Genomic DNA, 22,616 nt, shown 5'->3' with positions numbered 1-22,616 from the left:
AACTTAAATGGAGCACTTTAGCCAGAAAGCAATTGAATGGCGCAAAAATACGGGCATGTAGATTTACTCATAAACTTGGATGATTTGGTTAGATTTATTTTATCTAATATAAAAGGTATCACGGCCTGAAATAAAAAACTATGATCCGAATAAGTTCAAAACAGGCCTTGAATTGAATTTCCAACGATGTAATAAATTGGTGCCTGGCAGTACCCTACCAAAATTTACTGGCTTAAATTTGCAGGGGTACATCAAAACCAAGTACCATCAGACAAAAAAAGGGTGCCCAAAAAATTGGGACACCCTCACTAAACTAACCAACAAAGCGTTAATAACCCGTATTTTGGGTAAGTTTTGGGTTGTTCTTTATTTCTGATGTAGGAATAGGGAAAAGCAGGTTTTTGGTTTGCAGAGCCTGGTTTACGCTTTTGTTAACGTGCCCTACAAAATTATCGAAGCCATTGGTGCCCTCATTGTATACTTTACGCAAGCGTACCATATCAAACCAGATAATGCCTTCGTAACATAGCTCGTGCCAACGCTCTCTCCAAACGGCTTCTTCAAACTGCACCTGGCTTAACCCGGCTAAATCGGCAAGCTGTGCTCTTTTTCTAATGGCATTAACCGCAGTATAGGCCGCAGCATTTGGCGATCCATCGGCCCTGTTCTGTGCTTCTGCATAAATCAGCAGGGTTTCTGCATAGCGGATCTGCGGAATGTTCAGGTCGCTACGGCTGGTTCCTTCTGTTCCCAGTGTACCGTTGGCAATTAAATCGAAATGCTTAAAAATATAAGGCTTGCCACGGTTAATCAAAGGCATTTTAAAACCGTCGGTATAGTAATCGGTAAAGAAATAACCATCCCTGTTTTTTGCCCTCAAATCTCCGGCTTCGTACGATGCATAAAAATCTGCTGTAGGAATTGATGTACCGATCCCATCGATTTTAGAAACCAAAGGTTGGTGCAAAGGCAGATAGGAAGATTGCAATGGATTGCCTGCTCCAGCGGCATCGTTATACTGAATACCAAACAAATGCTCTACCTTATTGTCGTTCTTGGCATCGTGTATGGCGCCGTATGTTGCAAACAAACCAAGTGAAGCCGGATTTGCAGTGGCATAATCAATTACCTCTTTCGCCTTATCGGCAGCCAGTTTATAATAAGCAGTACCTTTATTAAGCGGCTGCCCGGCCATGGTAAGGTATACTTTGGCCAGTTCCGATTTAATTGCAGCTGTTGAAACCCTTCCACTGGCATCCATAAAAGGAAGGCCTGCCGCTTCAGCAGAAACAAGATCATCAACAATCTGCTTGTAAACCTGCTCCTGTGGTGTTCTGGAAGGGGCAAAATTAGGGTCGTTAGGACTGCTGATCGGTTTGGTGATCAAAGGCACATCGCCCCACAAACGCACCAGGTAAAAATAGGCCCAGGCACGCAAAAAGGATGCTTCGCCCAAAATCCGTTTTTTCTGTGCATTATCCATCGGGCTAATACCGGGAACTTTATCCAGTACCAGATTGGTCTGAGCAATTACCTTATAAAAACCATTCCAGTTCTGGTTAACATGCAGGTTGGTTCCATCGTAAATAAGTGAGTACAGGTTGTTCAGATCAGAATTCTGCGCCGTTTCGGTTGATTGTATACCGGTTGGCGCATCGAGCATCTGCCAGTTGTTGGAAAAAATACCTGCTCCACCGCCTATAAACCTAATTTCTGCATAAACTGCCGCAATACCTGCCTCAGCATGTTCGGGCAGGGTATAAAAACTGTTGGGAGATAGATTGGTTGGATCTGTCTCATCTAAAAACTTCTTACACCCCGAGTTGCCGATTATGGCTCCGCTTAACAATAGCAAAGCAGTGATGTTTTTTATGTTGATTTTCATTTTGATATCCTTTCTTAAATTAATATTTATAATCCAACGTTTAGCCCTACCGTAAATGTGGTCGATTTTGGATAGTCGAAAAACGTTTGGCCCTGTGCAAATGCATTGCTGTAGGTGGTAACCTCCGGATCGTTACCGGTATATTTTGTTGCCAGGAAGAAATTCTGAACCGATGCATAAACACGCAGTTTGTTTAAACGCAGTCTTTCTACCAGCGTTTTGTTAAAGTTGTAACCAAGCAACAGGTTTTTACCGCGGATGAAAGAACCATCTTCTACCCAACGTGTATCAACATTGGTTACGTAACCGGCCGATTGATCTCTGATGGCCGCAACTGGTGTATTTTGATTTTGGGGAGTCCAGGCATCTAACACGCTGGCAAAACTGTTGGCCTGTACCTGTCTGTCCTCACCCGAGTGGTGTGTCATGTTCAGTACATCGTTACCATACGAATATTGAAGTTCAACAATCAGATCTAAATTTTTATAACGGAAAGCGTTAGAGAATGAACCCCATCCTTTTGGCGTTCCGTTACCGATAATCTGACGGTCGGCATCGGTAATGGCACGGTCGCCGTTTACATCTAAATATTTAATATCGCCCGGAAGCAGGGTTTTACCACCACGGTAACTTACATACTTAGCCGCCTCTGCCCTTTCGGCCTCGCTCCAGGTGCCTAAGCGTACCAGCCCCCAGAATGAACCTACGGGCTGCCCAACCCTGATAATACCGGTTTGGTTGGTAAAATTCGGGTTACCTACACCAAAAATATCATCTGGTGTGGCCAAAGCAAGTACCTTATTGCGGTTAAGCGAAATGTTGAAGCTGGTTTTCCAGGTAAAGTTATCTGTTTGGATGTTTACGGTATTGATGCCCAGATCCAAACCCTTGTTGCGCATAGATCCAACATTTTTTCTGATTACGGCATAACCGGTACTGCGCGGTACAGGTGCATCCAGCAGCATATCGGTAGTTTTTCTATAATACACATCGGCCTCAAGGTTAATGCGGTTATTGAGTAATCCAAGTTCTATACCGGCATCATACTGTGCGGTTTTCTCCCAAACCAGATCCGGATTTGCCAACCTGCCGATACCGATACCAGTAACCCTGCTATCGTTGATAATGGCCGAGTTATTAACCAATGTGGCCAGCGATTGATAAGCCGGAAGCTCTGAATTACCGCTCAAACCATAACTGGTTCTTAATTTTAAGTTAGAGATGGTTTTGTTTCCCTTTAAAAATTCCTCGTCAGAAGCTTTCCAGGCCAATGCCGCCGATGGGAAAAAGGCAAACTTGTGGTTCTCTCCAAATTTAGACGATCCATCTACCCTTCCGGTAAAGGTTACCAGGTACTTATCCTTAAATGCATAGTTTAACCTTCCAAAGTAAGAGTTAAAGGCCGAGCGGTTTCTGCTCGAGCCAACAGTAATGGATTTACTGCCCGACCCCATATTGTTGTTTCCGTAGAAATCGGTTACAAAATTCTCTGCATGACTGGTGTTGCTAAAGAAATTGGTGGCCTGCCACGAGATACCGAGCAGAGCATTAATGGCATGCGATTCGGCAAAACGCTTGTTATAGGTTAAATAATTTTCCAGCGACCAGAAAGTTTCCCGATCATCGGTTACGTTGGCTGTTCCGTTCTGCCCATCCGATATGCCATATAACTGTTTGGCATTGTACTCATTAATGTTGCGGCTTACAATGTTTGCACCCAGCTGCGTGCGGAACTCCAGATCTTTGCTAAAGCTGATCGATGAATAAATACTTCCGAGGGCTGTTTGTGTAATTATACCATATTTTTGATCGGTTAGGATGTGTACAGGGTTCGATCCGCCCTCTGCCCATGGGATAAGTTTGTTATCGCCCCATTTGCCATCGGCCAGCTTAATCGGGAGAAAAGGAAAGGCTTCGGTAATCATCCGAACGGAGTTTAATCCACCTGTTCCCTGATCTACGATGTTTTCATCCTGATTGTTGTAGCTCAGGTTACCGCCAACTTTTAACCAGGGCTTAATTTTACTGTCAAAATTGAAACGGCCAGAGTAACGTTTTAAATAAGAGTTCAGCAATAAGCCCTGATCATCACGATAACCTGCAAAAACACCATAAGTGCTGTTTTCGTTACCGCCGGTAAAACCAAGCTGATGGTTTTGTGAAAGTTTGTGCTGCGTAGATTCTTTTAACCAATCAGTATTGTACAAAGGATTTCCGTTACTGTCGAAAAATTGCGGCAAAGCAATCCTGGCCGCTTTAGGCACTGGTGTAGAGGCATAATTTCCGGCCGCCCAGCCTACCGGATCGTAAACTTTGATGTTCTCATAAGCCAGATCCTGAACCTTAACATATTCATAGGCATCGAGCATTTCTACATGGTGTGCGGCCAGCGTGTTCATGCCAAACTCTGCATCATAGGTAATGCGCTGCGAATTGGCCGTACCTTTTTTTGTGGTGATGAGGATTACCCCGTTTGCTCCCCTTGCACCGTAAATTGCAGTTGAAGAAGCATCTTTTAAAACCTCTACCGAGGCAATATCGCTTGGGTTGATGTAATCGATGGCGTTACTGTTCTGTGTTTGAGAACCCACAGGCAATGCCACACCATCAACCACATAAAGCGGGTTGTTACTGGTGTTGATAGAACTAAATCCCCTGATTTTGATGTTGGTCTGTCCGCCTGGTCTGCCTGAGTTGGTGTTTACCTGCACACCCGAAATCCGGCCGGCCAGCGCCTGGTTTAATGACGAAGCTGGGCGTTCCTGAAGTTCGGTCGCCTTTACCACACCAACAGATCCGGTAAGATCTGTTTTTTTAACGCTACCATAACCGATTACCACTACTTCATCCAGTTTATTGGCTTCGGAAGGGGCTAATTTAACGTTGATGTTGTTATCACTGCCAACCGTTACATCTTTGCTCTGGTAACCGATGTAGGTAAAACGGATCACATCGTTCGGACTGGCCTCGATGCTGAATTTACCCGTTTCGTTGGTAACCGATGTTTTGCCAGAAGTGATGTTCTTGACGCCTACACCCGGGATGGGCATGTTTTTTTCGTCTGATACCGTTCCGGTAATGACTTTTCGGCTCTGCACCTGCGCCAGTGGGAGCTTATTGGCAGAAAATCCAGCAGGTTCTTCGCCCCCCGGACTCATCGAAAAAGCAGGGTTATTGAGCAAAAAAAGCACAGAAAGCCCTGAAATCTTTAGTAGATTAATTTTCATTAGGTTTTAGGTTTAGTAAATGGTTAGTTATTAATTGTTTCTTCAAACAAATAAAACGTTTTAGTTTACTGCCAAAACAAGAAAATGTAGTGTAGGGAAATGGCAGATAGTGCAATTGGGTAATGATTATTACTGCAGAACAGCGATAGCGACTACACATACACCACTGACTATCTAAAAGACAGCACGCCCAGACTCACGATCATATTTGGTTGTTGATAAAACGATTTATCAATTCAATATTAAGTATTTTATTACAAATTCAAGAATACAATTTCGGTCCAATAAATTACTTAAACGTATCAATCCGATTACAGTATGATTTCTTTTACAGCCGCAATTACTTTTGAATAAACGCACGGTATAAAGAGATAAAAAAATAAAGCAAAACACTTTAAAAATCAGCAACTTAAATAAAGTCCTACTATTTTTTTGAAAAAATATCGATTTTTTTTAATCTTTTTTTCGAGCAGAGGAGGCGTTTAAAATAGGCTCAATTTTTGAGGCTTGGCGCATCGATAGCTAAGAAATAGATGCGTAGTTTAATGGCTTATCAAATCGTTTTTGTAGGTGTTTGGGATATTAGCTTACAGCTTGGTTACCCAGCTTATTTTATTTATGTGCTTGGGGTAGCCAAAATATTGGATATAGCAGTGCTCTTAACCCCGAACAGGTTTTTGAGGTCAAAAGAATGGGTATTTGCGGGTGTATTTTTTGATATTGCCTTTGTATTCTGCTCCAAACTAAGTGCTATTGGCGGTGCCGCTACAGTAGATGCAGTTATCGCTTTTATTATGGTAGCGGTAACGTATATCATGTTCCGCAAGGTTTATCCGGCAAGTTATAAAACTGTTGCTCCAGAAACAGTATCATAATCGACATCCCCATAAAAACAAAAAACCTGCACCGGATTTTCTGATGCCGGTTTTTTGGTATCTGATAATTGATCGGTTTGAAATAAAACCTTTAAGTTTTTTCCTTTAGTCTTTGCCGGTGCGCTTTGCCCCATTTAATCATTTCGAGAATAATGCTGCCAAAAGAGTGACAATAATCAGTAGGCGAATATTCAATCACCACAGGCGTATCATCAATAACGGTCCGTTTAATAAGCTGGTTGGCACTCATTTCTTTCAATTCTTTAGAAAGCATGCGGGTAGTGATACCCGGAATACTTCTTTCAATGTCACGGAACCGTCGATTTCCGTTGCAGATTGAATTAATGATCGGGATCTTCCATTTACCGCTCAAAACGTACAGGGTATCCTGTAAAGCCTGTATTTCTTCATCCTGGTTACGTGGTTCGGAGAGGATTTCTTTCGATTTTGCTAACAACTGTTCATCGCTCATACTGGTATACTTCGTTATACTACTTACAAAAGTATACCAATATCGCTTTAATTTTGCTGAAACAAAAAAATATTTTTTTATGGATTATTTAAAGGGGAAAAAAGCACTGGTTACAGGAGGAAACAGTGGAATTGGTTTTGCTGCTGCAATAGAATTGAAAGCACAAGGGGCTGATGTGATCATCACCGGAAGAAGAAAAGACGCCGTTGAAGAGGCGGCCTCGGCACTTGGTGTTACAGGCATGATAGCCGATCAAGGAAAGGTTGCTGAAATTGAAAAGCTGGCCTTACAGGTGGAGCAGGATTATGGCAAAATTGATATTTTGTTTATCAATGCCGGTGTATTGGAACATACCAGTGTAGAAAATGCCACCGAGGAAGCTTTTGACCATGTAATCGGTGTAAATTTTAAGGGTGCCTATTTTACGCTCAGCCGGTTTATCCCGCTCTTGAACGATGGGGCCTCTGTTGTGTTCTTATCATCGAACACCGCCAGCATGAATTTGGCCAACAGTTCTATTTATTCTTCGGGCAAGGCAGCCTTAAACGCGGTAATGCGCATTGCCGCCAGCGAGCTAGCGCCACGGAAAATCCGTGTTAACAGTGTAAGCCCAGGACCAACTGCAACAGCCATTATGAGCAAAAGTTATACTGAAGAACAGTTGGTAGAAGTAAACAACTGGATCATTGAAAGGGTACCTTTGAAAAAAATTGGAACAGCAGAAGATGTAGGCAAAATGGTTGCTTATTTCTGTGGTGATGCAGCCAGTTTTATTACAGGTGCCGAAATTATAATGGATGGTGGCATGAGCCTGTAAGCGAAAGGGCGATAAGAGTTGTTAACTTTCTGGCAAATAGCGATAAAAAGTTAACAGCTCTACACCTGCCCAGCAACGCAAGCTAAATAATACTTTGTCCCCACCACTAAAGAAAATCTTTTATAGGTTTGCCCGCAAACTTCAGGGATAAATTACAATTTATTAGAAAGAACAGACCTAAAATCAATCGCTTCGAAATTACCAGAACAACAGAAATTTAGTTGTGCTGCTGTAAATCGGTTATTTACAAACGGGGCATGGTTAGCCATATGCTGTTTGTAGGCGGCAAACGATGTTTTTGTAAAAGCAATCCATCTCTCCTACTTAAGGTAACCGACTCCCAAATACCTCAAAACGGCAATTCAATTAAACCGTAGCTAACATCAGACTAAAAATCAGCACGATACCAATTGTTCAACATTGATATATGTCAATATAAAAATAACAAAAAATGTTTTAAACTGTAATATTAAACATACAAATACTTTTATTTCAGCAAAAAAGAGACTACTTTCGCAGAAACAAACCGAACATGAAAAGTACTGTATCCCTTACGTTATTATGCTGCTTAAGCACTTTGTTTACCAACGCTCAAGTAAATTACCAAGCAGCGTACATACAAATGGCAAAATTTAATACTATCATGTTCGAAATGCCCAAAAAACTATACGCCAACGAGCTGATTGAAAAACTAACCGATCAACGGCGTGAGTTTAACAACAACCGTGGCGCTGGGCAGGTAAATAACCTTCCAACACCTGAGTACATTTTCAATAGGGAAAAATTAACCACCATTACTTTTGAGGGACTCGATTTTATCATAAAAGACAGGCGTGTTATCGGCATTAAAGGTTTGACACTTTCTGAAAAGGCCTTGCAGCAGATTACGGATAAACTATTGTTTCTGGATAAAGTACAGTTCGATTACTGTGAAAAATCGAACAGGGAATATTTGAGTGGAAATGCAGACCTGCAAAACATCAGGAATATCGACAGATGGTTTTTTACCTCGCTAAAAATATTAACCACTACACTGAATGATATTGCTGCTTTTACCAAAAAAGCCAATACCACGGTAATGGTAGAAGCTAACTTGGCAAATATGCGCAAGCCAAATATCGATACCTTTGGCGAAAAACCGGTTGACCAAGCCATTGTTCAGTTGGCCAAATAATAAGCCTTATGGATTTCATTTAAGTTTTAAGCTAATTTCGCTAAATTGGTTTAAAATTAAGCAGTATGAGATCGAAAAAAATATGGGCTAATTTTAGTGTAAAAGATGTTGACCGCACCCGTCAATTTTATACCCAATTGGGTTTTAAGCCTCAAAATCAGAATAGCAACCTTAGGTTGGCCAGCTTTCTTTTTGGCGATGATGATTTTGTTATCCATTTTTTTGAGCAGGGCTCGCAAATAGATGAATATTTAACTCCCGGACAAAACGCCAACGAAATTATATTCACACTTGCAGCAGAAACGGAGGCAGAAGTAAACGAATGGCTCAATGCTGTAAAAGAAGCCGGCGGCCAAATTTTTAACGAACCCAGCCGGGATAAAACCAATTACTACGGTTTCGCCTTTGCCGACCCCGACGGCCATAAATTTAATATCCTATTGATGGAAAGGGGCATGTAGCCGGGAAACTAGAGGATAATTACGGCTCCTTTATTTTTCCGAATACACTTCAGCAATCTGGCCAGATAGGTATTTAAATGCAACAGGTACATCTACTGCAGCATTGCTGGTACTGCCTTCGATAAAGATATAACCTTTATAGTCGATCTGTTTCAGTGCACGCAGATAAGGTTTAAAGTCATCGCCCATTACGCCAGGCAGTGTACGTTTCTCTTTTTCGGCAATTTCGGCAAAACCAACCACTTTTGCGGCTGCAATAATCTCTTTGGGCGATTCTCCTTCACGCATCATGTGAAAAATATCTACATTAAGCCTAAAATTGGGGTGATTAACCAGCTCAACAATTTCGGCTGCCGATTTTAATGAGGTAATAAAATTGGTTTCTGTTGTTTCGAGATTTTCGAGCAGAATAACCACCTGATTTTTTTTGGCAAGCCGGGCCAATTTTTTGGCTAGCACCACGAAATCTGATTTAGCTTTGTTTACATCGTAGCCGGCAGGGATACTGCGCGCGCCCGAACTTCCAAGTACAATATATTTTACACCCGCATACTTCGCCCGTGAAAGCACTACCTCGGTATAGGCTAAAACCTTGGCTTCATCTACCTCTGGTCCAGCTATTTTTAAGGTACCCGGATAAAAAAGGTTACAGGTAAGCACTTTACACTTTGCCGCCTTAATTTTTTTCAGGTTATCTTGAAACTCCTCTTCCGTTAGTTTGGGAGAAAGCATTTTAGGCACCGATTCTCCGATCAGTTTAAAACCAGCCGCATAAGCTAAACTATCCTGTGTTAAACCGGTTACCAGGCCTACGCGCGGATATTCAGGCGAATCGATAATAAAACCAGAAATAGCCAGTGTAAGCAGGCAGGCTAAAAAAGTTAGATGCTTATTTTTCATCGGGATGATCTTTTTAATGGTTAGTTTAAATAGACAAAAGCAATTTAAGCATTTTTAACTTAATGTCATGAATTGGTTAACTGTAAACTGGCCACTTGTTAAATCTGCGTGATTAGCGTAATCTGTGGGCACACTGCATAGGGCTTCCTGCTGATCGAGCAGATTACCGCAGAACTGCCTGTGCGTACTTCGCGCCTTTTTCTTGTTGCTCCATGCGGTTAAAACGCTAAACGCCCACCGCTCTTTCAGTTAAAGCAGCACCTTTTTGGGTTAAAAGGGCTAAGATTACTTGGAAACCTTCCTGCAGTGTGCAGCGATAAATTAAAGTAAAATCCTAAGGATAGAGGGCATTATTTCGGCAACCAATATCAAAAAATAAAAAAGGCACCGTGATTTACAGTGCCTTGCTAAAAATTTATTTACCTCAAATTTAATTCAGATCGAAGCGGTCTAAATTCATCACCTTAGTCCAAGCCGCTACAAAATCTTTCACAAATTTTTGCTGTGCATCCGTGCTTGCATACACTTCGGCAATGGCCCTTAACTCTGCATTCGAACCAAATACCAGATCGGCACGGCTTGCTGTCCACTTCGGCTGACCGCTGGAACGGCTGCTACCGATATACAATTCTTTTTCTTCCGAAACAGCCTTCCAAGCGGTTTCCATATCAAGTAGGTTAACAAAGAAATCGTTGGTAAGCTGACCAGGTCGTTGTGTTAGCACACCATTTTTTGAACCATCAAAATTTGTATCCAAAGCACGTAAACCACCTACCAATACCGTCAATTCAGGAGCAGTTAGGGTAAGCAACTGTGCTTTATCGATCAGAAACTCTTCGGTAGAAACCGGCGCTTTAGATTTACGGTAATTCCGGAAACCATCGGCCACAGGCTCTAGGTAACCGAAAGATTCTACATCAGTTTGTGCCTGCGAGGCATCCATACGCCCAGGTGTAAACGGAACAGTTACCGGTGCTCCGGCAACATGAGCAGCCTTTTCTACCGCGGCTGTTCCGGCCAAAACAATTAAATCGGCCAGCGATACTTTTTTACCAGCTGCCTGTGCCCCATTAAATTCTGCCTGAACGCTTTCCAATGCAGTCAAAACTTTTTGTAACCTGGCAGGATTGTTTGCTTCCCAATCTTTTTGAGGTACTAAACGGATACGTGCCCCGTTTGCACCGCCACGCTTATCTGAACCGCGGAAGGTGGAAGCCGATGCCCAAGCGGTAGAAACAAGTTCGGCGGTGCTTAAGCCCGATGCCAGTATTTTCGCTTTTAAAGAAGCAATATCATTGTCATCAATCAATATGTGGTTTACCGCAGGAATGGGATCTTGCCACAGCAATTCTTCCTGAGGTACATCTGGCCCTAAGTAACGCGCTATCGGCCCCATATCGCGGTGCGTAAGTTTAAACCAGGCCCTCGCAAAGGCATCAGCAAACTGATCTGGGTTTTCTAAAAAACGTCTTGATATCTTCTCGTAAGCTGGGTCAAGCCTTAAAGAAAGATCGGTGGTAAGCATGCTTGGCAGGTGTTTTTTCGATCCATCGAAAGCATCAGGGATAATGGCTTCGGCATTTTTAGCTACCCATTGGTGGGCACCAGCCGGGCTTTTTGTTAATTCCCACTCAAATGCAAACAGGTTTTCGAAAAAGTTATTGCTCCATTGCGTAGGTGTAGTGGTCCAGGTTACTTCGAGCCCGCTGGTAATGGCATCAGCACCCTTTCCCGATGCGTATCCACTGTTCCAGCCCAAGCCCTGGCTTTCTATACCTGCAGCTTCGGGTTCTTTGCCCACATGATCTGCCGAGGCTGCACCATGGGTTTTACCAAAGGTATGTCCGCCAGCAATCAAGGCAACGGTTTCTTCGTCGTCCATCGCCATGCGGCCAAAAGTATCACGGATATCTTTAGCGGCAGCAATTGGATCAGGGTTGCCATCGGGCCCCTCAGGGTTGACATAAATTAATCCCATCTGTACTGCGGCGAGTGGTTTTTCCAAATTACGCGAATGGATATTTCCATCTGCATCATCATCACTTACCAATACGCCATGGTTTTCATCTACCCCGTGCGAACCGTGCGCATAGCGGAGATCGCCCCCCAGCCAGGTTCTTTCCGATCCCCAATAAACCGATTCGTCTGCCTCCCATACATCCTCACGCCCACCTGCAAAACCAAAAGTTTTAAAACCCATCGATTCTAAAGCGATATTTCCGGTTAAGATGAGCAGATCGGCCCACGAAATTTTACGGCCATATTTTTGTTTAATTGGCCAAAGCAGACGTCTGGCCTTATCTAAGCTCACATTATCTGGCCAGCTGTTAAGCGGTGCAAAACGTTGCAAACCGGCTCCAGCCCCGCCCCGGCCATCGCCAACACGGTAGGTACCTGCACTATGCCAGGCCATACGGATAAATAAACCGCCGTAATGGCCAAAATCTGCAGGCCACCAATCTTGCGAATCAGTCATCAGGGCATGGAGATCTCTTTTTACGGCTTCCAGGTCGAGGCTGTTAAACGCTTCGGCATAATTAAAATCCCCTTCCATTGGGTTCGATAAGGTAGAATGCTGGCGCAAAATACTCAGCTTTAACTGATTTGGCCACCAATCGTGGTTTCTGGTGCCGCTGCCGCCTACATTGCTTTTCATGCTGCCATTGTGAAACGGGCATTTGCTAATATCGTTTGATTCTTTTTCCATATGTATAATATTTTGTTAGTAATGCCCTGACCGGTTATCATTGGCTGAGCAGGAATATTATAAATTTAGAAAATTGGACCAACTAATCACAATCATTTAATTCTATAACAGAATAGTTAGAATCTATTATTGCTTTATATCAACACGTTACTAATGAACGATACCAAACTACAGCCTCAGAACCTTTCAAATATTTTAAGCGCCAAAGTTCATCATAGCCATTACCTTAACCTTGTTCATAAAATGTGATCATCCGCTTACAGAGTTTATATTAGGATAATCCAGTTTGACTATAAAGTTTTATCTTGCAGAAAATATGCAGTTTCTGAATCTATTAGTTAGCTCTAGTTGTCTCTTTTTGCTTTTATTCTCCATGCACCTGTTCTTTGCAAAAAGAGGGAATAAAATGCTTAATATTTTGCTATCTCTTTTATTTTTTGCCCGTTTCGGCCAGATCCTGATTTCTACCTTAATTGCCTCCGAAAAACCAATTGCGCTGGCCATCGTTTTTCAGGCCTTTACCCCGCTTTATTTTGCAGCACCGGCCTGTTTTTACTTATACATTTCGGGCTTTATCCACAATAGAGATCATTTATTAAAACGCCAGTGGTTACATTTTTTACCGGCTTTGTTAGCACTTATCCATATTATTCCGTGGCAGGGGCAGTTTAATCTAGATTGGAACACTATGTTTAAACAACTGGCCGAAAATGGTTATTTCTCGCTAAAAATACGTACCGGTGTTTTTCAGCCTGCTTTTCATTATGCATTGAGGCCCATTTTAATTCTGGGCTATCTGTGCATGGCCTGGATCAGTTTAATCCGGAAAAAAACCGATCAGACATCTACTACAGATAAAACCGGTAGGCAGTGGATTGTTTTCTTTTTGCGGATAGCTACCTTTTTTCAGCTACTAAGCCTGTTGCCAGTAATTTTAAGGGGACTCCACATTCCATATACACAAACCTCGTTTGTTGTGCTGAACTGCCTGGCGCTTTTGGGCATTGTACTGTACGCCCTGCATAAACCTTATATGTTTTATGGTTATTTATTGGTAGCGGTTGATTGGAATAAAAAAACGGAGCCTTCACCTTCCCATATCAATATCCCGATAGTTGAAAGTGAATTGCACCATTTGGTACAGGTTGAGCAGGCACCTCAACTGGCAAAACCCGTAAAAAAACTTAACCTATCCGCCGGACAGTTAGATGAATTTCTGTTATCGATGAAAACGGTAATGGAACAGGAAAGGCTTTACCTCACGCATGATTTTCAGATTGTAGATCTCGCCGGCAAGATCAATATTCCAGTTCACCACTGCTCTTATATCATCAACAATTTAATCGGTAAAAATTTCCGCGATTGGATTAATGGTTATCGGGTAGATTACTTCCTGAACCAATACCCCATCAAAAGCGATAAATTAACCATCGAAGCCATTGCATACGAATCGGGCTTTAAAAACCTGGCTACTTTTTACAATGCATTTAAAAAAGAAAAAGGAGCAATGCCTACCCATTATTTCAACAAAGAACTAAGCTAACGGCCCGAAAAAGGCATATTTGGTCTAACGGTTGAATAGTTATAGGAGTATACTGCCCCGTTAACACACCTTTGCGCGCATAAATAATAGTTTTGCATCAGTATCATCGAACTGATTCTGTATTTCGCAGATCGGCCAATTGATCTAAAAAGTCTACCTCTTTATTTCGCTATAAAAGACTTAAAAATGCAAGCCCATCCCACCATGCTCCCACTATTTAAATACCTTGAACAGTTCCACCCACTTTCAAATGGTTTTAAGGCCGACTACGAAAAAAACTGCACTTTGATACAGGTGAGAAAATACAAGCATATTGTATCCCCTATTGATAACAATACATCTGTTTATTTTTTGGTCAGCGGATTGGTAAGGGGTTTTATCAAAGATGGCAAAAAGGATATCAGTACCTGGTTTAGTTTTGGAAACGAAATTATCGGGGCGATACGCCACCCCGACGGACAGTCGGCCCATTCTATTGAGTATCTTCAGGCCCTTGAACATTGTTACCTGATCCGTATCCCCTATAATTTAATGGAAGATGCCTACAGCAGGTATGCCGAGGCTAATGTAATTGGCAGAAAACTTTTGGCCCTACATTACCATGCCGCATCAGACAGGGCTATACTGGCTCGGATTCCCAATGCATCTAAAAGATACCGCAAATTGGAAAGCAGTAATTCGGATTTTGAAAAGGTTCCAAAACGTTATCTGGCCAGTTACCTTGGTATACGCTTGGAAACCATGAGCCGCATCGGCAGCAAACTTTTAATTCCCGATCACGGCGCTACCGCTACGCAAAGGAAATTAGCAGATAGTGCTTAGTTTTTGAAAGAAATATACTATAAAACAAAAAAAGCCACCTTTATGGTAGCTTTTTTTTTGTGGTGGAGAATATCGGATTCGAACCGATCACCTCTTCACTGCCAGCGAAGCGCTCTAGCCAAATGAGCTAATCCCCCGTGTTTATGATTTTAATAAGCGCAAAAATAGCAATTTGTTTGTTTAATGCAAATGTTAATTAATCTTTAAACTTAAAAGCGAACATCGCCATGAAAGAAATCACCGCCATAGCCGATTGGAGGGGATAATTGATAAATAAAAAAAGTACAAACGTGCCAATTAAAAGCATTACAAAAAACATAATTGCCTTGTAAACCGAATCCATGTAGCACATGGCTATAACCGATAAAATATAAAAGGGGATAATTACTGCAGTAATAAACATTGCGGAAATTAAAACCTTAATATTAACCGAACATTAAATAAGCTTTAGCTTTAAACTGTTCGGCTTAAAACGAAGCCAGGCTAAGCGTTTCTTTTTTATTTAATAGCTCCTGATAGGTCTCTACAAACTGTGCCACATGGTATCCATCCATTAAGGCATGGTTAACATGAACCGAAATGGGCATGATCTTTTTGCCGTTTTCATCCCTCACTTTTCCAAATGATATTTTAGGGCAGCTATCCTGATAGGCATAATTTCGGGCATGGGATAAGGAAGTAAAATTTAACCAGGGCAGTGCCGAATAGTGGATCACATTTTCGCCCGATGCAGAAGGGATTAAACCTGTGTTAGCCTGTACTTTTTCAATTTCTTTATTGGCTTCAGTCCTGAAATCCTCAAAATCCTCATAAAAATCCATGTAACCAAAACCAAATGTTCCGTTAGCCCTGTTAATGGTTGCCGCAGCATTAACGGTGCTGTATTTCCAAACTTCGCCAGCTATTATGCGGTAGCTAAAAGGTTCTATCCGGTTTACTGCTGCCAGCGATTTATGCAGGTAAAGCAAGAAGAATGATACCTTCTTCTCTTTTGCTTCTTGGTAGGTAGCCGTACAGTCTACATCTACAGTAACGCCGAAGAATGGCTCCTCAAAAGCGCTAAAAAATTTAAAATGATCTTTTCTGATCCAGGTGTCTATATCTATTTTTTCTTTCATTCAATTAATTTTAACAGTACATCAGATAGTTTTTCCATCTGATAAAAGTTGGGATGCTCTATGGTATGATCAATACTTTCGTGCACCCACGTAGTATGGTAGGGAATATGAACGGCATGACCGCCAATATTCAACACCGGTAAAACATCCTATTTGAGCGAATTGCCCAACATCAAAAAAGCTTCGGGCTTACAGTCGAGGTGTTTGATCAGTTTTTGATAGTCCTTTTCCTGCTTATCGCTCATGATTTCGATATGATGAAAATAATGATCAAGGCCAGATTTGGTCAATTTCCTTTGCTGATCGAGCAGATCGCCTTTGGTGGCCACTACCAAGCGGTACTTTCCCTTCAAAGCTTTAAGTACCTCTTCCACCCCATCAAGCAGCTCTACAGGTTTATTGAGCATTTCTTTCCCCAAATCGAGTAATTTTTCTACAATTATGGGGTCTATTTTCCCCATTGTTATTCTGAGCGATGTTTCTATCATGCTCAGCAAAAAACCTTTTATGCCATAGCCATAAAGCGGCAAATTGGCCATTTCAGTTTTATAGAGTTCGGCTAGTATGCTATGTCGTGGTAAAAAATCTTCTAAAAGACTGGCAAATTGCTCTTCTGTTTCCCTAAAATAGGGCTCGTTTACCCAAAGGGTATCATCGGCATCAAAAGCAATTACAGTAATTTGATTTTTCATGGTTATGTTTAATTTAGCTGCCACAAAAGTAACGCGGCAAAAACTGTTAAAAAAGGACATTTGTCTCGACCTAAAAAATATGCTACGCACCAACCTTGCTTTCTTATCCTTTATTGAACGTTTTTGTACTGAAAATACAGCCGTAAATATTAGCCTGAAAACCTTCAAAGCGGGTTTTAGGTTTATTGAACAGGGCGAAAAAATAAGCAACATTTATATCATTAAAGATGGCATAAGCAAGTGCTTTATTTCGGAAGAAAACGGCAAAGATTTTATTATCGAGTTTTTGGGTAAAGGAGAAGTGGTTGGCGAACTGGAAGCCATTAAAAAAATAGCTTGCCTATGCAATGTAGCTACAATCAGCGAGGTTACGGCCTACGTTATCCCGGATTATGTATTTCTCAGTCTGATAGAGAAGAGTAGCGATTTTACTACAATCTTACTCCAGGAGCTGTCAACCCGGATAATACACACCAGTACCCGCGCAGCTTTCCAACAGCTATACACACTTGAATATGCGCTTTTAAAGCTGCTTAAGTTACAGGCAGAAGAAGATATCGTAATCTCAAAAGATGATATGGCTGCCTACCTGGGCATTTCGGTAAGAAGCTTTAACAGAAGCTTAAAGCAAATTATAGATAAGAGTGGTTTTGATACCCCAGAATTTAAAAACTTACTGCAGCAGCATAGCTTGAAAAGGCTTTTGGAGTAAAATATTGTAAGGTATAGGTTTGTGGTATAGTTATTGCTAAACAGATTTTAATTTTGACAACTGTAACGTTTCCGCAGACAAATCCGTTTAGGAGAAAAAGCAGTGCTTACAGTTAAAGAAAGACTAAACAGACACACACAAAACCTACAAACATGAAAAGAAACAAACATCTGCCCTATTTAAGATTCCCGAGTTGATATATACAGCTTGTTAAACTACAGGCTGCATATAATGATATCCTTAATTATCATTGAACAAGTGCATCAGGTGCTTTCACAGGATGCTGTTTTATCGATTTCAGTTAATCTTATTTAAACATGAGTGCTTATATAAACATCTACACCAACTCACTAACAGACGAACTTATTCCAACAATTTTAAAGCGTTTAAATGAACATGAAAATGTTCTCGATATCAGTTCATCTTTTTCTTTTAGAAATCCAAACGGAAATTTGCCTATTGTATTTAAATGGGACAAACCCAGTTTAGAAATCTTTAATGAAAATAACTTAAAATTAAACTTTAGCACTTCGCTCAAAGCCTTCGATTTAAAAGAATACAAGAAAAAGCTTTTTAAAGATAAAATTATTAAACAAAGTTTCATCCAGAAGATATTCGGGATGTTCAAAAAGAAAAAAAGAAAAGCAGTAAAAGTAATCAAACTAAGTGCGGAGGTTGAGGCACAGCTTCAAAACTATAGCAAGGTATTTTCTATCAAATACCATGCAGGTGATGTTTTTGAAAATCATTTTGCCACCCTGATCGGGGCGATTATAACCGAACTTACCAATGGGGTTTGCCACTTCAGCCAGGAGAATGTTTGGTACAACGCTAAAAACGTATTAAGAGAATCGTTGGTAAGCCTGTACACGCTTGAAGAACTGCCTAACCACATCAACAAAAATGCGGTAGCTGTTGCGAGCTAAAAATATAAGTTTAATGGCCTAGTTTATGGCCAACAGAAATGGCTGGTACTTGCACCGGCCATTTTTGTTTTAAAAGGCTTTTTATTGCGCCAATAGATAAACAATTTTAGGAGATACTTGTTCAATTTGGTAAAAAATACCATTTGAGAATTTGCCGGAATCAGCAAATCTTTCTTTAGTTTTATACTAATTTAGCTGCTCATTATAATTTATATATCCTAAATTCTATTTAAAGCAAAAGCATGAACGTAGAAGAAGTTTTTAAGAACAATGAAAAATGGATTGCCGACAAACTGGCCATTGATCCAAATTATTTTACTGAATTATCAAAAGGACAGAGTCCCGAGTTTTTATACATCGGATGTTCGGATAGCCGTGTTACCGCAGAAGATTTAATGGGCATACAGCCCGGACAGGCTTTTGTACACCGTAATGTAGCCAACTTGGTAAACAACGTAGATTTAAACGTAATGACGGTTTTAAATTACGCTGTGCGCCATTTAAAGGTAAACCATATTGTGGTTTGTGGGCATTACAACTGCGGCGGCGTTAAAGCAGCCATGCAACCTGCAGACATGGGCATATTGAATCCATGGTTAAGGAACATCCGCGATGTTTACCGTATCCATAAAGATGAGTTAAATGCAATTGAGGATGAAGGTGCACGTTACAACAGATTGGTAGAACTGAATGTACAGGAGCAATGTGTAAACCTGTTAAAAACCGCAGCGGTGCAAGAGGCCATTACCAAACGTGGAATAACGGTTCATGGTTGGGTTTTTGATATCCATACAGGCCGCCTAATAGACCTTAAAATCGATTTTGAAAAGATTTTGAAAGATATTAAGGAGATTTATGATCTGTATTAAGTCAGAGGTTCACTGTTCCAAGTAGTAAGATCAAATGTGAAAAAAAACCTCGCAGGTTTTTAAAACCTGCGAGGTTTGAATATGAATGCTGAGTTATCGACTCAGCACTAACTACTTAAGACGCTAGACTTTCCTTAACGTCCCATCCAACCGCCATCAACGGTTAAAATTGTTCCGTGTACGTAATCACTGGCCGGTGACGCCAAAAATAAGGTTGGCCCTTTAAAATCTTCGGGGGTACCCCATCTTCCGGCAGGGATACGCGATAAGATAGAGGTGCTTCTATCCTGATCTTCGCGTAGAGCCGAAGTATTATCGGTAGCAATATAACCGGGTGCAATGGCATTTACATTTACGCCTTTAGCAGCCCATTCGTTCGCAAAAGCTTTGGTTAACGAGGCTATCGCGCCTTTGCTGGCAGCATAGCCTGGCACAGTTATACCGCCCTGAAACGACAGTAAAGATGCAGTAAAAATTACTTTCCCACTCCCCCTTTCAATCATTTCCCTACCAATTTCACGTGTTAAAATAAACGGAGCGGTTTGGTTTACGGCAATTACTTCATCCCAATATTCATCCGGATGTTCGGCAATAGGCTTACGTAAAATGGTACCGGCATTGTTTACCAATATATCGATAACGGGGTGATCTGCCTTAACCTGAGCGGCAAAGGCAAGCGTGTTTTCGCGTTTACCAAAATCGCACTGGTAGGCATAAAATTTTCTGCCCAGCGCTACAACTTCTTTCTCGATGGCGCTGCCCTGAAGTTCTAAACTTGCTGATACACCGATTACATCGGCACCTGCTTCGGCCAAAGCCAAGGCCATAGCTTTACCGATACCTCTTTTACAACCGGTAACCAATGCAGTTTTACCTGCTAAATTAAATATGTTCGACATGATTTTTAAAGTTCAGTTTTTAGATCTCTCCATTCCGCTACGCTTCAGTCGAGATGACGGTAAGAGATTATTATTTCAGTTCGGTAATGGCACAGTGATCCATATCGCCGTAATCTAGGTTTTCGCCTGCCATACCCCAGATAAAAGTATAGTTGCTGGTACCTGCACCTGAGTGGATAGACCAGTTTGGTGAAATTACAGCCTGATCGTTCTGCATCCAGATGTGGCGGGTTTCTTGCGGCTGCCCCATAAAGTGGCAAACGCTCTGTCCTTTAGGAACTTCAAAATAAAAATAAGCTTCCATCCTTCTATCGTGCGTGTGCGCTGGCATGGTATTCCATACACTGCCCGATTTTAACTCGGTCATTCCCATCTGCAATTGACAGGTAGGTAAAACACTGTTCACCAATAATTTATTGATAATCCTGTGGTTTGCTGTTTCCGGAGTACCCAATTCTACAATTTCTGCTTCTGCTTTGCTTACCTTTTTAGTTGGGTAACTATGGTGTGCAGGTGCTGAGTTGATGTATAATTTTGCCGCTTCGCCTGCAGTTGCAGACTCGAAAAATACTTCTTTTGTACCTTTGCCGATATACAGGGCCTCTTTATAATCCAATTCGTACTTTTCGCCATCAGCGGTAACAATGGCCTTACCACCAACATTGATGATCCCCAGCTCCCTACGTTCTAAAAAGTAGTTTGCTTTTAAATCATCAGGATTTGGAAGTGCTATTTTCTGGTCAACTGGCATTGCGCCTCCAACAATGTACCTATCAAAATGAGATAAGGTTAGGTTTACCTGGTTTGCCTCAAATACGTTTTCAATCAAGAAATTATCCCTTAAAGATGCGGTATCCATCTGTTTAACTTCTTTAGGGCTTTGAGCGTAACGGCTTTCGAATTTGTTCATTGGTTAAAATTTGATTGGTAAATAGGATTTGAACTTATATCAAAATCTTATTCGCAAATATATTTATACGGTGCTTATTATTTGTATTAATACTCAACTTTATAATCCTTTTTTATTGTTTCACCGCTCCAGGCTTTTAAACTGGTCCAGGGTGCTGGTGCATCGGTCCAAAATTTATTATCGGCAGGTAGGCCAAGGGTTAAAAAGCCAAGGCTGGCCATATATAAGCTCCCGGTTGAGGTATAGGTATCTGCCACTTCGGGCTGGTGACCATTAAAGCCCAATACCAGCCAGCCATTATCATCAAAATTCTGTTTTCCATCGTAAAGGTTGTGCATTACCTTGGTTAATCCGCCACGAACCTGGGCAGGTTTCACATATTCAGGCAGTTTTTCCATTAAGGCCGTTTGTGCTAAAGCCTGGAAAGCAGCTGTACGGTATGTAATTGAGCGACCGTAAGCTGGATAAGTACCTTCTGGCGAGATAATTCTTTCTAGATATTCTGAATAACGGATCATTCTTTTCAATGCGATATCATAATCGGCCTGTTGCGCTCTTTTTTTATCTACCAGTACTTTCAAAAGGTCAACCAGCATCGGATGGATTACATATGAATTGTAATAATCCATACTAAATTTTTCGCCATCACTGTACCAGCTATCGCCAACGTACCATTCTTTCATTTTATTGATGGAGAACTGAACCCGTGCAGGGTCATATTGTTCGCCAATGCTCAATAAAAAACCTTCTGTTAGGCCAGAAAACAATAACCAGTTATTATAGGCACCGCTTCTTGTGCGCAAGGATTTAAATTCTTCGATAAACCTTTTTTTGGTCACATCATCAAGTGGTTCCCAAAGTGCTTTTGGTGCACGGAGAAAAGCGTGTGCTACGTAGGCCGCATCAACAATGGGCTGGCTTTCTGAACGGTAACTGATATAATCGGGACTTGCCGGATTTACCGAATTGGCCAAACCTTTTAAAAGTTCGGTACGCATGGTTTTTCTGAGCTTGCCTTCTGCGCTTTCATCATCGGGCAGCGCCAACCAAGGGGCTACACCGGCAATAGTACGGCCCAGCGCTTCCAAATAGGTTACTTTGGTTACATTTAAGCCATAGCCAGGTGCCTTTTCTAAGGGCATGTTCTTTTTTAAGGTTTCGTTGGCCAGGTTATGGATAACCGGATACGCAATCCGGTTTAAGGTTTTAACCCAAAATGCACGGTCTTCGGCACCGGTTGTGGCTTTCTTTTGTGCAACTGCGAACTGCGAACAGATGAGCAGTGCAGAAAAAATTAGTTTATGTTTCATTTCCTTTAATATGTGGCTTTAGTATTAAAAACCAAGTTGTTATATTATTATTTGGAGAGCAGATTTTCACGCAATTATTTTAGTTTCTTCCCGCTTTCCGTTTTACTTCTCCCGATGAAACCTGTGAAACAAGCAAGCACACGATAGCACAACTAAAATCGGTGCTTAAATCGGGCTCGTGCTCACTTCAATCGGGTCTAGGTGGCATGGCAAACATTACTATCGAAGGTAGGATACCCAATCAACTGGGATCATTTTTGATGTTGTTGGCACAAACCCATATTTAATAAACCCGGT

General features: G+C 41.4%; 20 protein-coding genes and 1 tRNA gene. 9 read left to right on the top strand and 12 right to left on the bottom strand.

The features are described 5' to 3' along the window. Positions 1-328: 328 nt before the first annotated feature. The gene (locus tag ACS5PU_RS11940; RefSeq protein WP_439459394.1) at positions 329-1,885 is read right to left on the bottom strand and encodes a RagB/SusD family nutrient uptake outer membrane protein; all 1,557 of its coding nucleotides are present in this window, start codon (positions 1,883-1,885) and stop codon (positions 329-331) included. A gap of 26 nt (positions 1,886-1,911) precedes the next feature. Then, positions 1,912-5,112, bottom strand: coding sequence for a SusC/RagA family TonB-linked outer membrane protein (locus tag ACS5PU_RS11935; protein WP_439459393.1), 3,201 nt, complete (start codon positions 5,110-5,112; stop codon positions 1,912-1,914). 545 nt (positions 5,113-5,657) lie between these two features. On the opposite strand from ACS5PU_RS11935, the gene ACS5PU_RS11930 reads away from it, so the two are divergent. Beyond that, positions 5,658-5,987, top strand: coding sequence for a hypothetical protein (locus tag ACS5PU_RS11930; protein ID WP_439459392.1), 330 nt, complete (start codon positions 5,658-5,660; stop codon positions 5,985-5,987). 91 nt (positions 5,988-6,078) lie between these two features. On the opposite strand, the gene ACS5PU_RS11925 is transcribed toward ACS5PU_RS11930, so the two are convergent. Further along, a complete protein-coding gene (locus ACS5PU_RS11925) occupies positions 6,079-6,459 on the bottom strand; it encodes a winged helix-turn-helix transcriptional regulator (RefSeq protein ID WP_439459391.1) in 381 nt (126 codons plus the stop codon). A gap of 79 nt (positions 6,460-6,538) precedes the next feature. Between ACS5PU_RS11925 and ACS5PU_RS11920 the strand changes: the two genes are divergently transcribed. The 3 genes from ACS5PU_RS11920 (at position 6,539) to ACS5PU_RS11910 (ending at position 8,911) form a co-directional block, all read left to right on the top strand. After that, positions 6,539-7,276, top strand: coding sequence for an SDR family oxidoreductase (locus ACS5PU_RS11920; protein WP_439459390.1), 738 nt, complete (start codon positions 6,539-6,541; stop codon positions 7,274-7,276). A 622-nt stretch (positions 7,277-7,898) separates the two neighbouring features. Further along, the gene (locus ACS5PU_RS11915) at positions 7,899-8,450 is read left to right on the top strand and encodes a hypothetical protein (protein ID WP_439459389.1); all 552 of its coding nucleotides are present in this window, start codon (positions 7,899-7,901) and stop codon (positions 8,448-8,450) included. Between the two features lie 65 nt (positions 8,451-8,515). Then, on the top strand, positions 8,516-8,911 hold the full coding sequence (locus ACS5PU_RS11910) for a VOC family protein (RefSeq protein ID WP_439459388.1): 396 nt from the start codon (positions 8,516-8,518) through the stop codon (positions 8,909-8,911). Between the two features lie 30 nt (positions 8,912-8,941). On the opposite strand, the gene ACS5PU_RS11905 is transcribed toward ACS5PU_RS11910, so the two are convergent. Beyond that, positions 8,942-9,811 carry a sugar phosphate isomerase/epimerase family protein gene (locus tag ACS5PU_RS11905; RefSeq protein WP_439459387.1) on the bottom strand — a complete coding sequence of 290 codons (870 nt, stop codon included), beginning with the start codon at positions 9,809-9,811 and terminating at the stop codon, positions 8,942-8,944. 430 nt (positions 9,812-10,241) lie between these two features. After that, entirely contained in the window at positions 10,242-12,518 is a 2,277-nt protein-coding gene (katG, locus tag ACS5PU_RS11900) for a catalase/peroxidase HPI (protein ID WP_439459386.1), read from the bottom strand. A gap of 406 nt (positions 12,519-12,924) precedes the next feature. On the opposite strand from katG, the gene ACS5PU_RS11895 reads away from it, so the two are divergent. Then, positions 12,925-14,061, top strand: a complete 1,137-nt coding sequence (locus ACS5PU_RS11895; RefSeq protein ID WP_439459385.1) for a helix-turn-helix domain-containing protein — start codon at positions 12,925-12,927, stop codon at positions 14,059-14,061. Between the two features lie 186 nt (positions 14,062-14,247). Further along, positions 14,248-14,883, top strand: a complete 636-nt coding sequence (locus ACS5PU_RS11890) for a Crp/Fnr family transcriptional regulator (RefSeq protein WP_439459384.1) — start codon at positions 14,248-14,250, stop codon at positions 14,881-14,883. A gap of 60 nt (positions 14,884-14,943) precedes the next feature. Here the strand turns inward: ACS5PU_RS11890 and ACS5PU_RS11885 are convergent. From ACS5PU_RS11885 to ACS5PU_RS11870, 4 genes are all read right to left on the bottom strand, one after another. Further along, a tRNA-Ala gene (locus tag ACS5PU_RS11885) sits at positions 14,944-15,020 on the bottom strand. 59 nt (positions 15,021-15,079) lie between these two features. Further along, positions 15,080-15,286 (bottom strand): hypothetical protein, encoded by a 207-nt coding sequence (locus ACS5PU_RS11880; RefSeq protein WP_439459383.1) that lies wholly within the window; start codon positions 15,284-15,286, stop codon positions 15,080-15,082. Between the two features lie 64 nt (positions 15,287-15,350). Beyond that, positions 15,351-16,001, bottom strand: coding sequence for a CatA-like O-acetyltransferase (locus ACS5PU_RS11875; protein WP_439459382.1), 651 nt, complete (start codon positions 15,999-16,001; stop codon positions 15,351-15,353). 149 nt (positions 16,002-16,150) lie between these two features. Beyond that, on the bottom strand, positions 16,151-16,693 hold the full coding sequence (locus ACS5PU_RS11870; RefSeq protein WP_439459381.1) for an HAD family hydrolase: 543 nt from the start codon (positions 16,691-16,693) through the stop codon (positions 16,151-16,153). Between the two features lie 79 nt (positions 16,694-16,772). Here ACS5PU_RS11870 and ACS5PU_RS11865 point away from each other — a divergent pair, with 79 nt between their 5' ends. The 3 genes from ACS5PU_RS11865 to ACS5PU_RS11855 all read left to right on the top strand — a co-directional run bounded on the left by ACS5PU_RS11865 (position 16,773) and on the right by ACS5PU_RS11855 (position 19,200). Next, on the top strand, positions 16,773-17,405 hold the full coding sequence (locus ACS5PU_RS11865; protein WP_439459380.1) for a Crp/Fnr family transcriptional regulator: 633 nt from the start codon (positions 16,773-16,775) through the stop codon (positions 17,403-17,405). Positions 17,406-17,722: 317 nt separating this feature from the next. Beyond that, positions 17,723-18,331 (top strand): hypothetical protein, encoded by a 609-nt coding sequence (locus ACS5PU_RS11860; protein ID WP_439459379.1) that lies wholly within the window; start codon positions 17,723-17,725, stop codon positions 18,329-18,331. Positions 18,332-18,573: 242 nt separating this feature from the next. Further along, positions 18,574-19,200, top strand: coding sequence for a carbonic anhydrase (locus ACS5PU_RS11855; protein ID WP_439459378.1), 627 nt, complete (start codon positions 18,574-18,576; stop codon positions 19,198-19,200). A gap of 134 nt (positions 19,201-19,334) precedes the next feature. Here ACS5PU_RS11855 and ACS5PU_RS11850 read toward each other — a convergent pair whose 3' ends face one another. From ACS5PU_RS11850 to ACS5PU_RS11840, 3 genes are all read right to left on the bottom strand, one after another. Then, a complete protein-coding gene (locus ACS5PU_RS11850) occupies positions 19,335-20,099 on the bottom strand; it encodes an SDR family NAD(P)-dependent oxidoreductase (protein ID WP_439459377.1) in 765 nt (254 codons plus the stop codon). Between the two features lie 70 nt (positions 20,100-20,169). After that, positions 20,170-21,009 (bottom strand): 5-dehydro-4-deoxy-D-glucuronate isomerase, encoded by an 840-nt coding sequence (gene kduI / locus ACS5PU_RS11845; RefSeq protein WP_439459376.1) that lies wholly within the window; start codon positions 21,007-21,009, stop codon positions 20,170-20,172. Between the two features lie 86 nt (positions 21,010-21,095). Next, the gene (locus ACS5PU_RS11840) at positions 21,096-22,319 is read right to left on the bottom strand and encodes a DUF2264 domain-containing protein (RefSeq protein ID WP_439459375.1); all 1,224 of its coding nucleotides are present in this window, start codon (positions 22,317-22,319) and stop codon (positions 21,096-21,098) included. Between the last annotated feature and the right edge of the window lie 297 nt (positions 22,320-22,616).

The organism is Pedobacter sp. GSP4 (assembly GCF_051857575.1).
GTDB lineage: Bacteria > Bacteroidota > Bacteroidia > Sphingobacteriales > Sphingobacteriaceae > Pedobacter.
The sequence above is the reverse complement of the archived record's forward strand: the minus strand, read 5'-3'. Positions and strand labels throughout refer to the sequence as shown.

Coding starts and splice junctions, on each gene's coding strand:
- ACS5PU_RS11850 (WP_439459377.1), bottom strand. CDS start 20,099: ATGTCGAACATATTTAATTTAGCAGGTAAAACTGCATTGGTTACCGGT.
- ACS5PU_RS11935 (WP_439459393.1), bottom strand. CDS start 5,112: ATGAAAATTAATCTACTAAAGATTTCAGGGCTTTCTGTGCTTTTTTTG.
- ACS5PU_RS11910 (WP_439459388.1), top strand. CDS start 8,516: ATGAGATCGAAAAAAATATGGGCTAATTTTAGTGTAAAAGATGTTGAC.
- ACS5PU_RS11920 (WP_439459390.1), top strand. CDS start 6,539: ATGGATTATTTAAAGGGGAAAAAAGCACTGGTTACAGGAGGAAACAGT.
- ACS5PU_RS11870 (WP_439459381.1), bottom strand. CDS start 16,693: ATGAAAAATCAAATTACTGTAATTGCTTTTGATGCCGATGATACCCTT.
- ACS5PU_RS11940 (WP_439459394.1), bottom strand. CDS start 1,885: ATGAAAATCAACATAAAAAACATCACTGCTTTGCTATTGTTAAGCGGA.
- ACS5PU_RS11895 (WP_439459385.1), top strand. CDS start 12,925: ATGCTTAATATTTTGCTATCTCTTTTATTTTTTGCCCGTTTCGGCCAG.
- ACS5PU_RS11915 (WP_439459389.1), top strand. CDS start 7,899: ATGGCAAAATTTAATACTATCATGTTCGAAATGCCCAAAAAACTATAC.
- ACS5PU_RS11905 (WP_439459387.1), bottom strand. CDS start 9,811: ATGAAAAATAAGCATCTAACTTTTTTAGCCTGCCTGCTTACACTGGCT.
- kduI (WP_439459376.1), bottom strand. CDS start 21,009: ATGAACAAATTCGAAAGCCGTTACGCTCAAAGCCCTAAAGAAGTTAAA.
- ACS5PU_RS11860 (WP_439459379.1), top strand. CDS start 17,723: ATGAGTGCTTATATAAACATCTACACCAACTCACTAACAGACGAACTT.
- ACS5PU_RS11875 (WP_439459382.1), bottom strand. CDS start 16,001: ATGAAAGAAAAAATAGATATAGACACCTGGATCAGAAAAGATCATTTT.
- ACS5PU_RS11925 (WP_439459391.1), bottom strand. CDS start 6,459: ATGAGCGATGAACAGTTGTTAGCAAAATCGAAAGAAATCCTCTCCGAA.
- katG (WP_439459386.1), bottom strand. CDS start 12,518: ATGGAAAAAGAATCAAACGATATTAGCAAATGCCCGTTTCACAATGGC.
- ACS5PU_RS11855 (WP_439459378.1), top strand. CDS start 18,574: ATGAACGTAGAAGAAGTTTTTAAGAACAATGAAAAATGGATTGCCGAC.
- ACS5PU_RS11890 (WP_439459384.1), top strand. CDS start 14,248: ATGCAAGCCCATCCCACCATGCTCCCACTATTTAAATACCTTGAACAG.
- ACS5PU_RS11930 (WP_439459392.1), top strand. CDS start 5,658: ATGGCTTATCAAATCGTTTTTGTAGGTGTTTGGGATATTAGCTTACAG.
- ACS5PU_RS11880 (WP_439459383.1), bottom strand. CDS start 15,286: ATGTTTATTACTGCAGTAATTATCCCCTTTTATATTTTATCGGTTATA.
- ACS5PU_RS11840 (WP_439459375.1), bottom strand. CDS start 22,319: ATGAAACATAAACTAATTTTTTCTGCACTGCTCATCTGTTCGCAGTTC.
- ACS5PU_RS11865 (WP_439459380.1), top strand. CDS start 16,773: ATGCTACGCACCAACCTTGCTTTCTTATCCTTTATTGAACGTTTTTGT.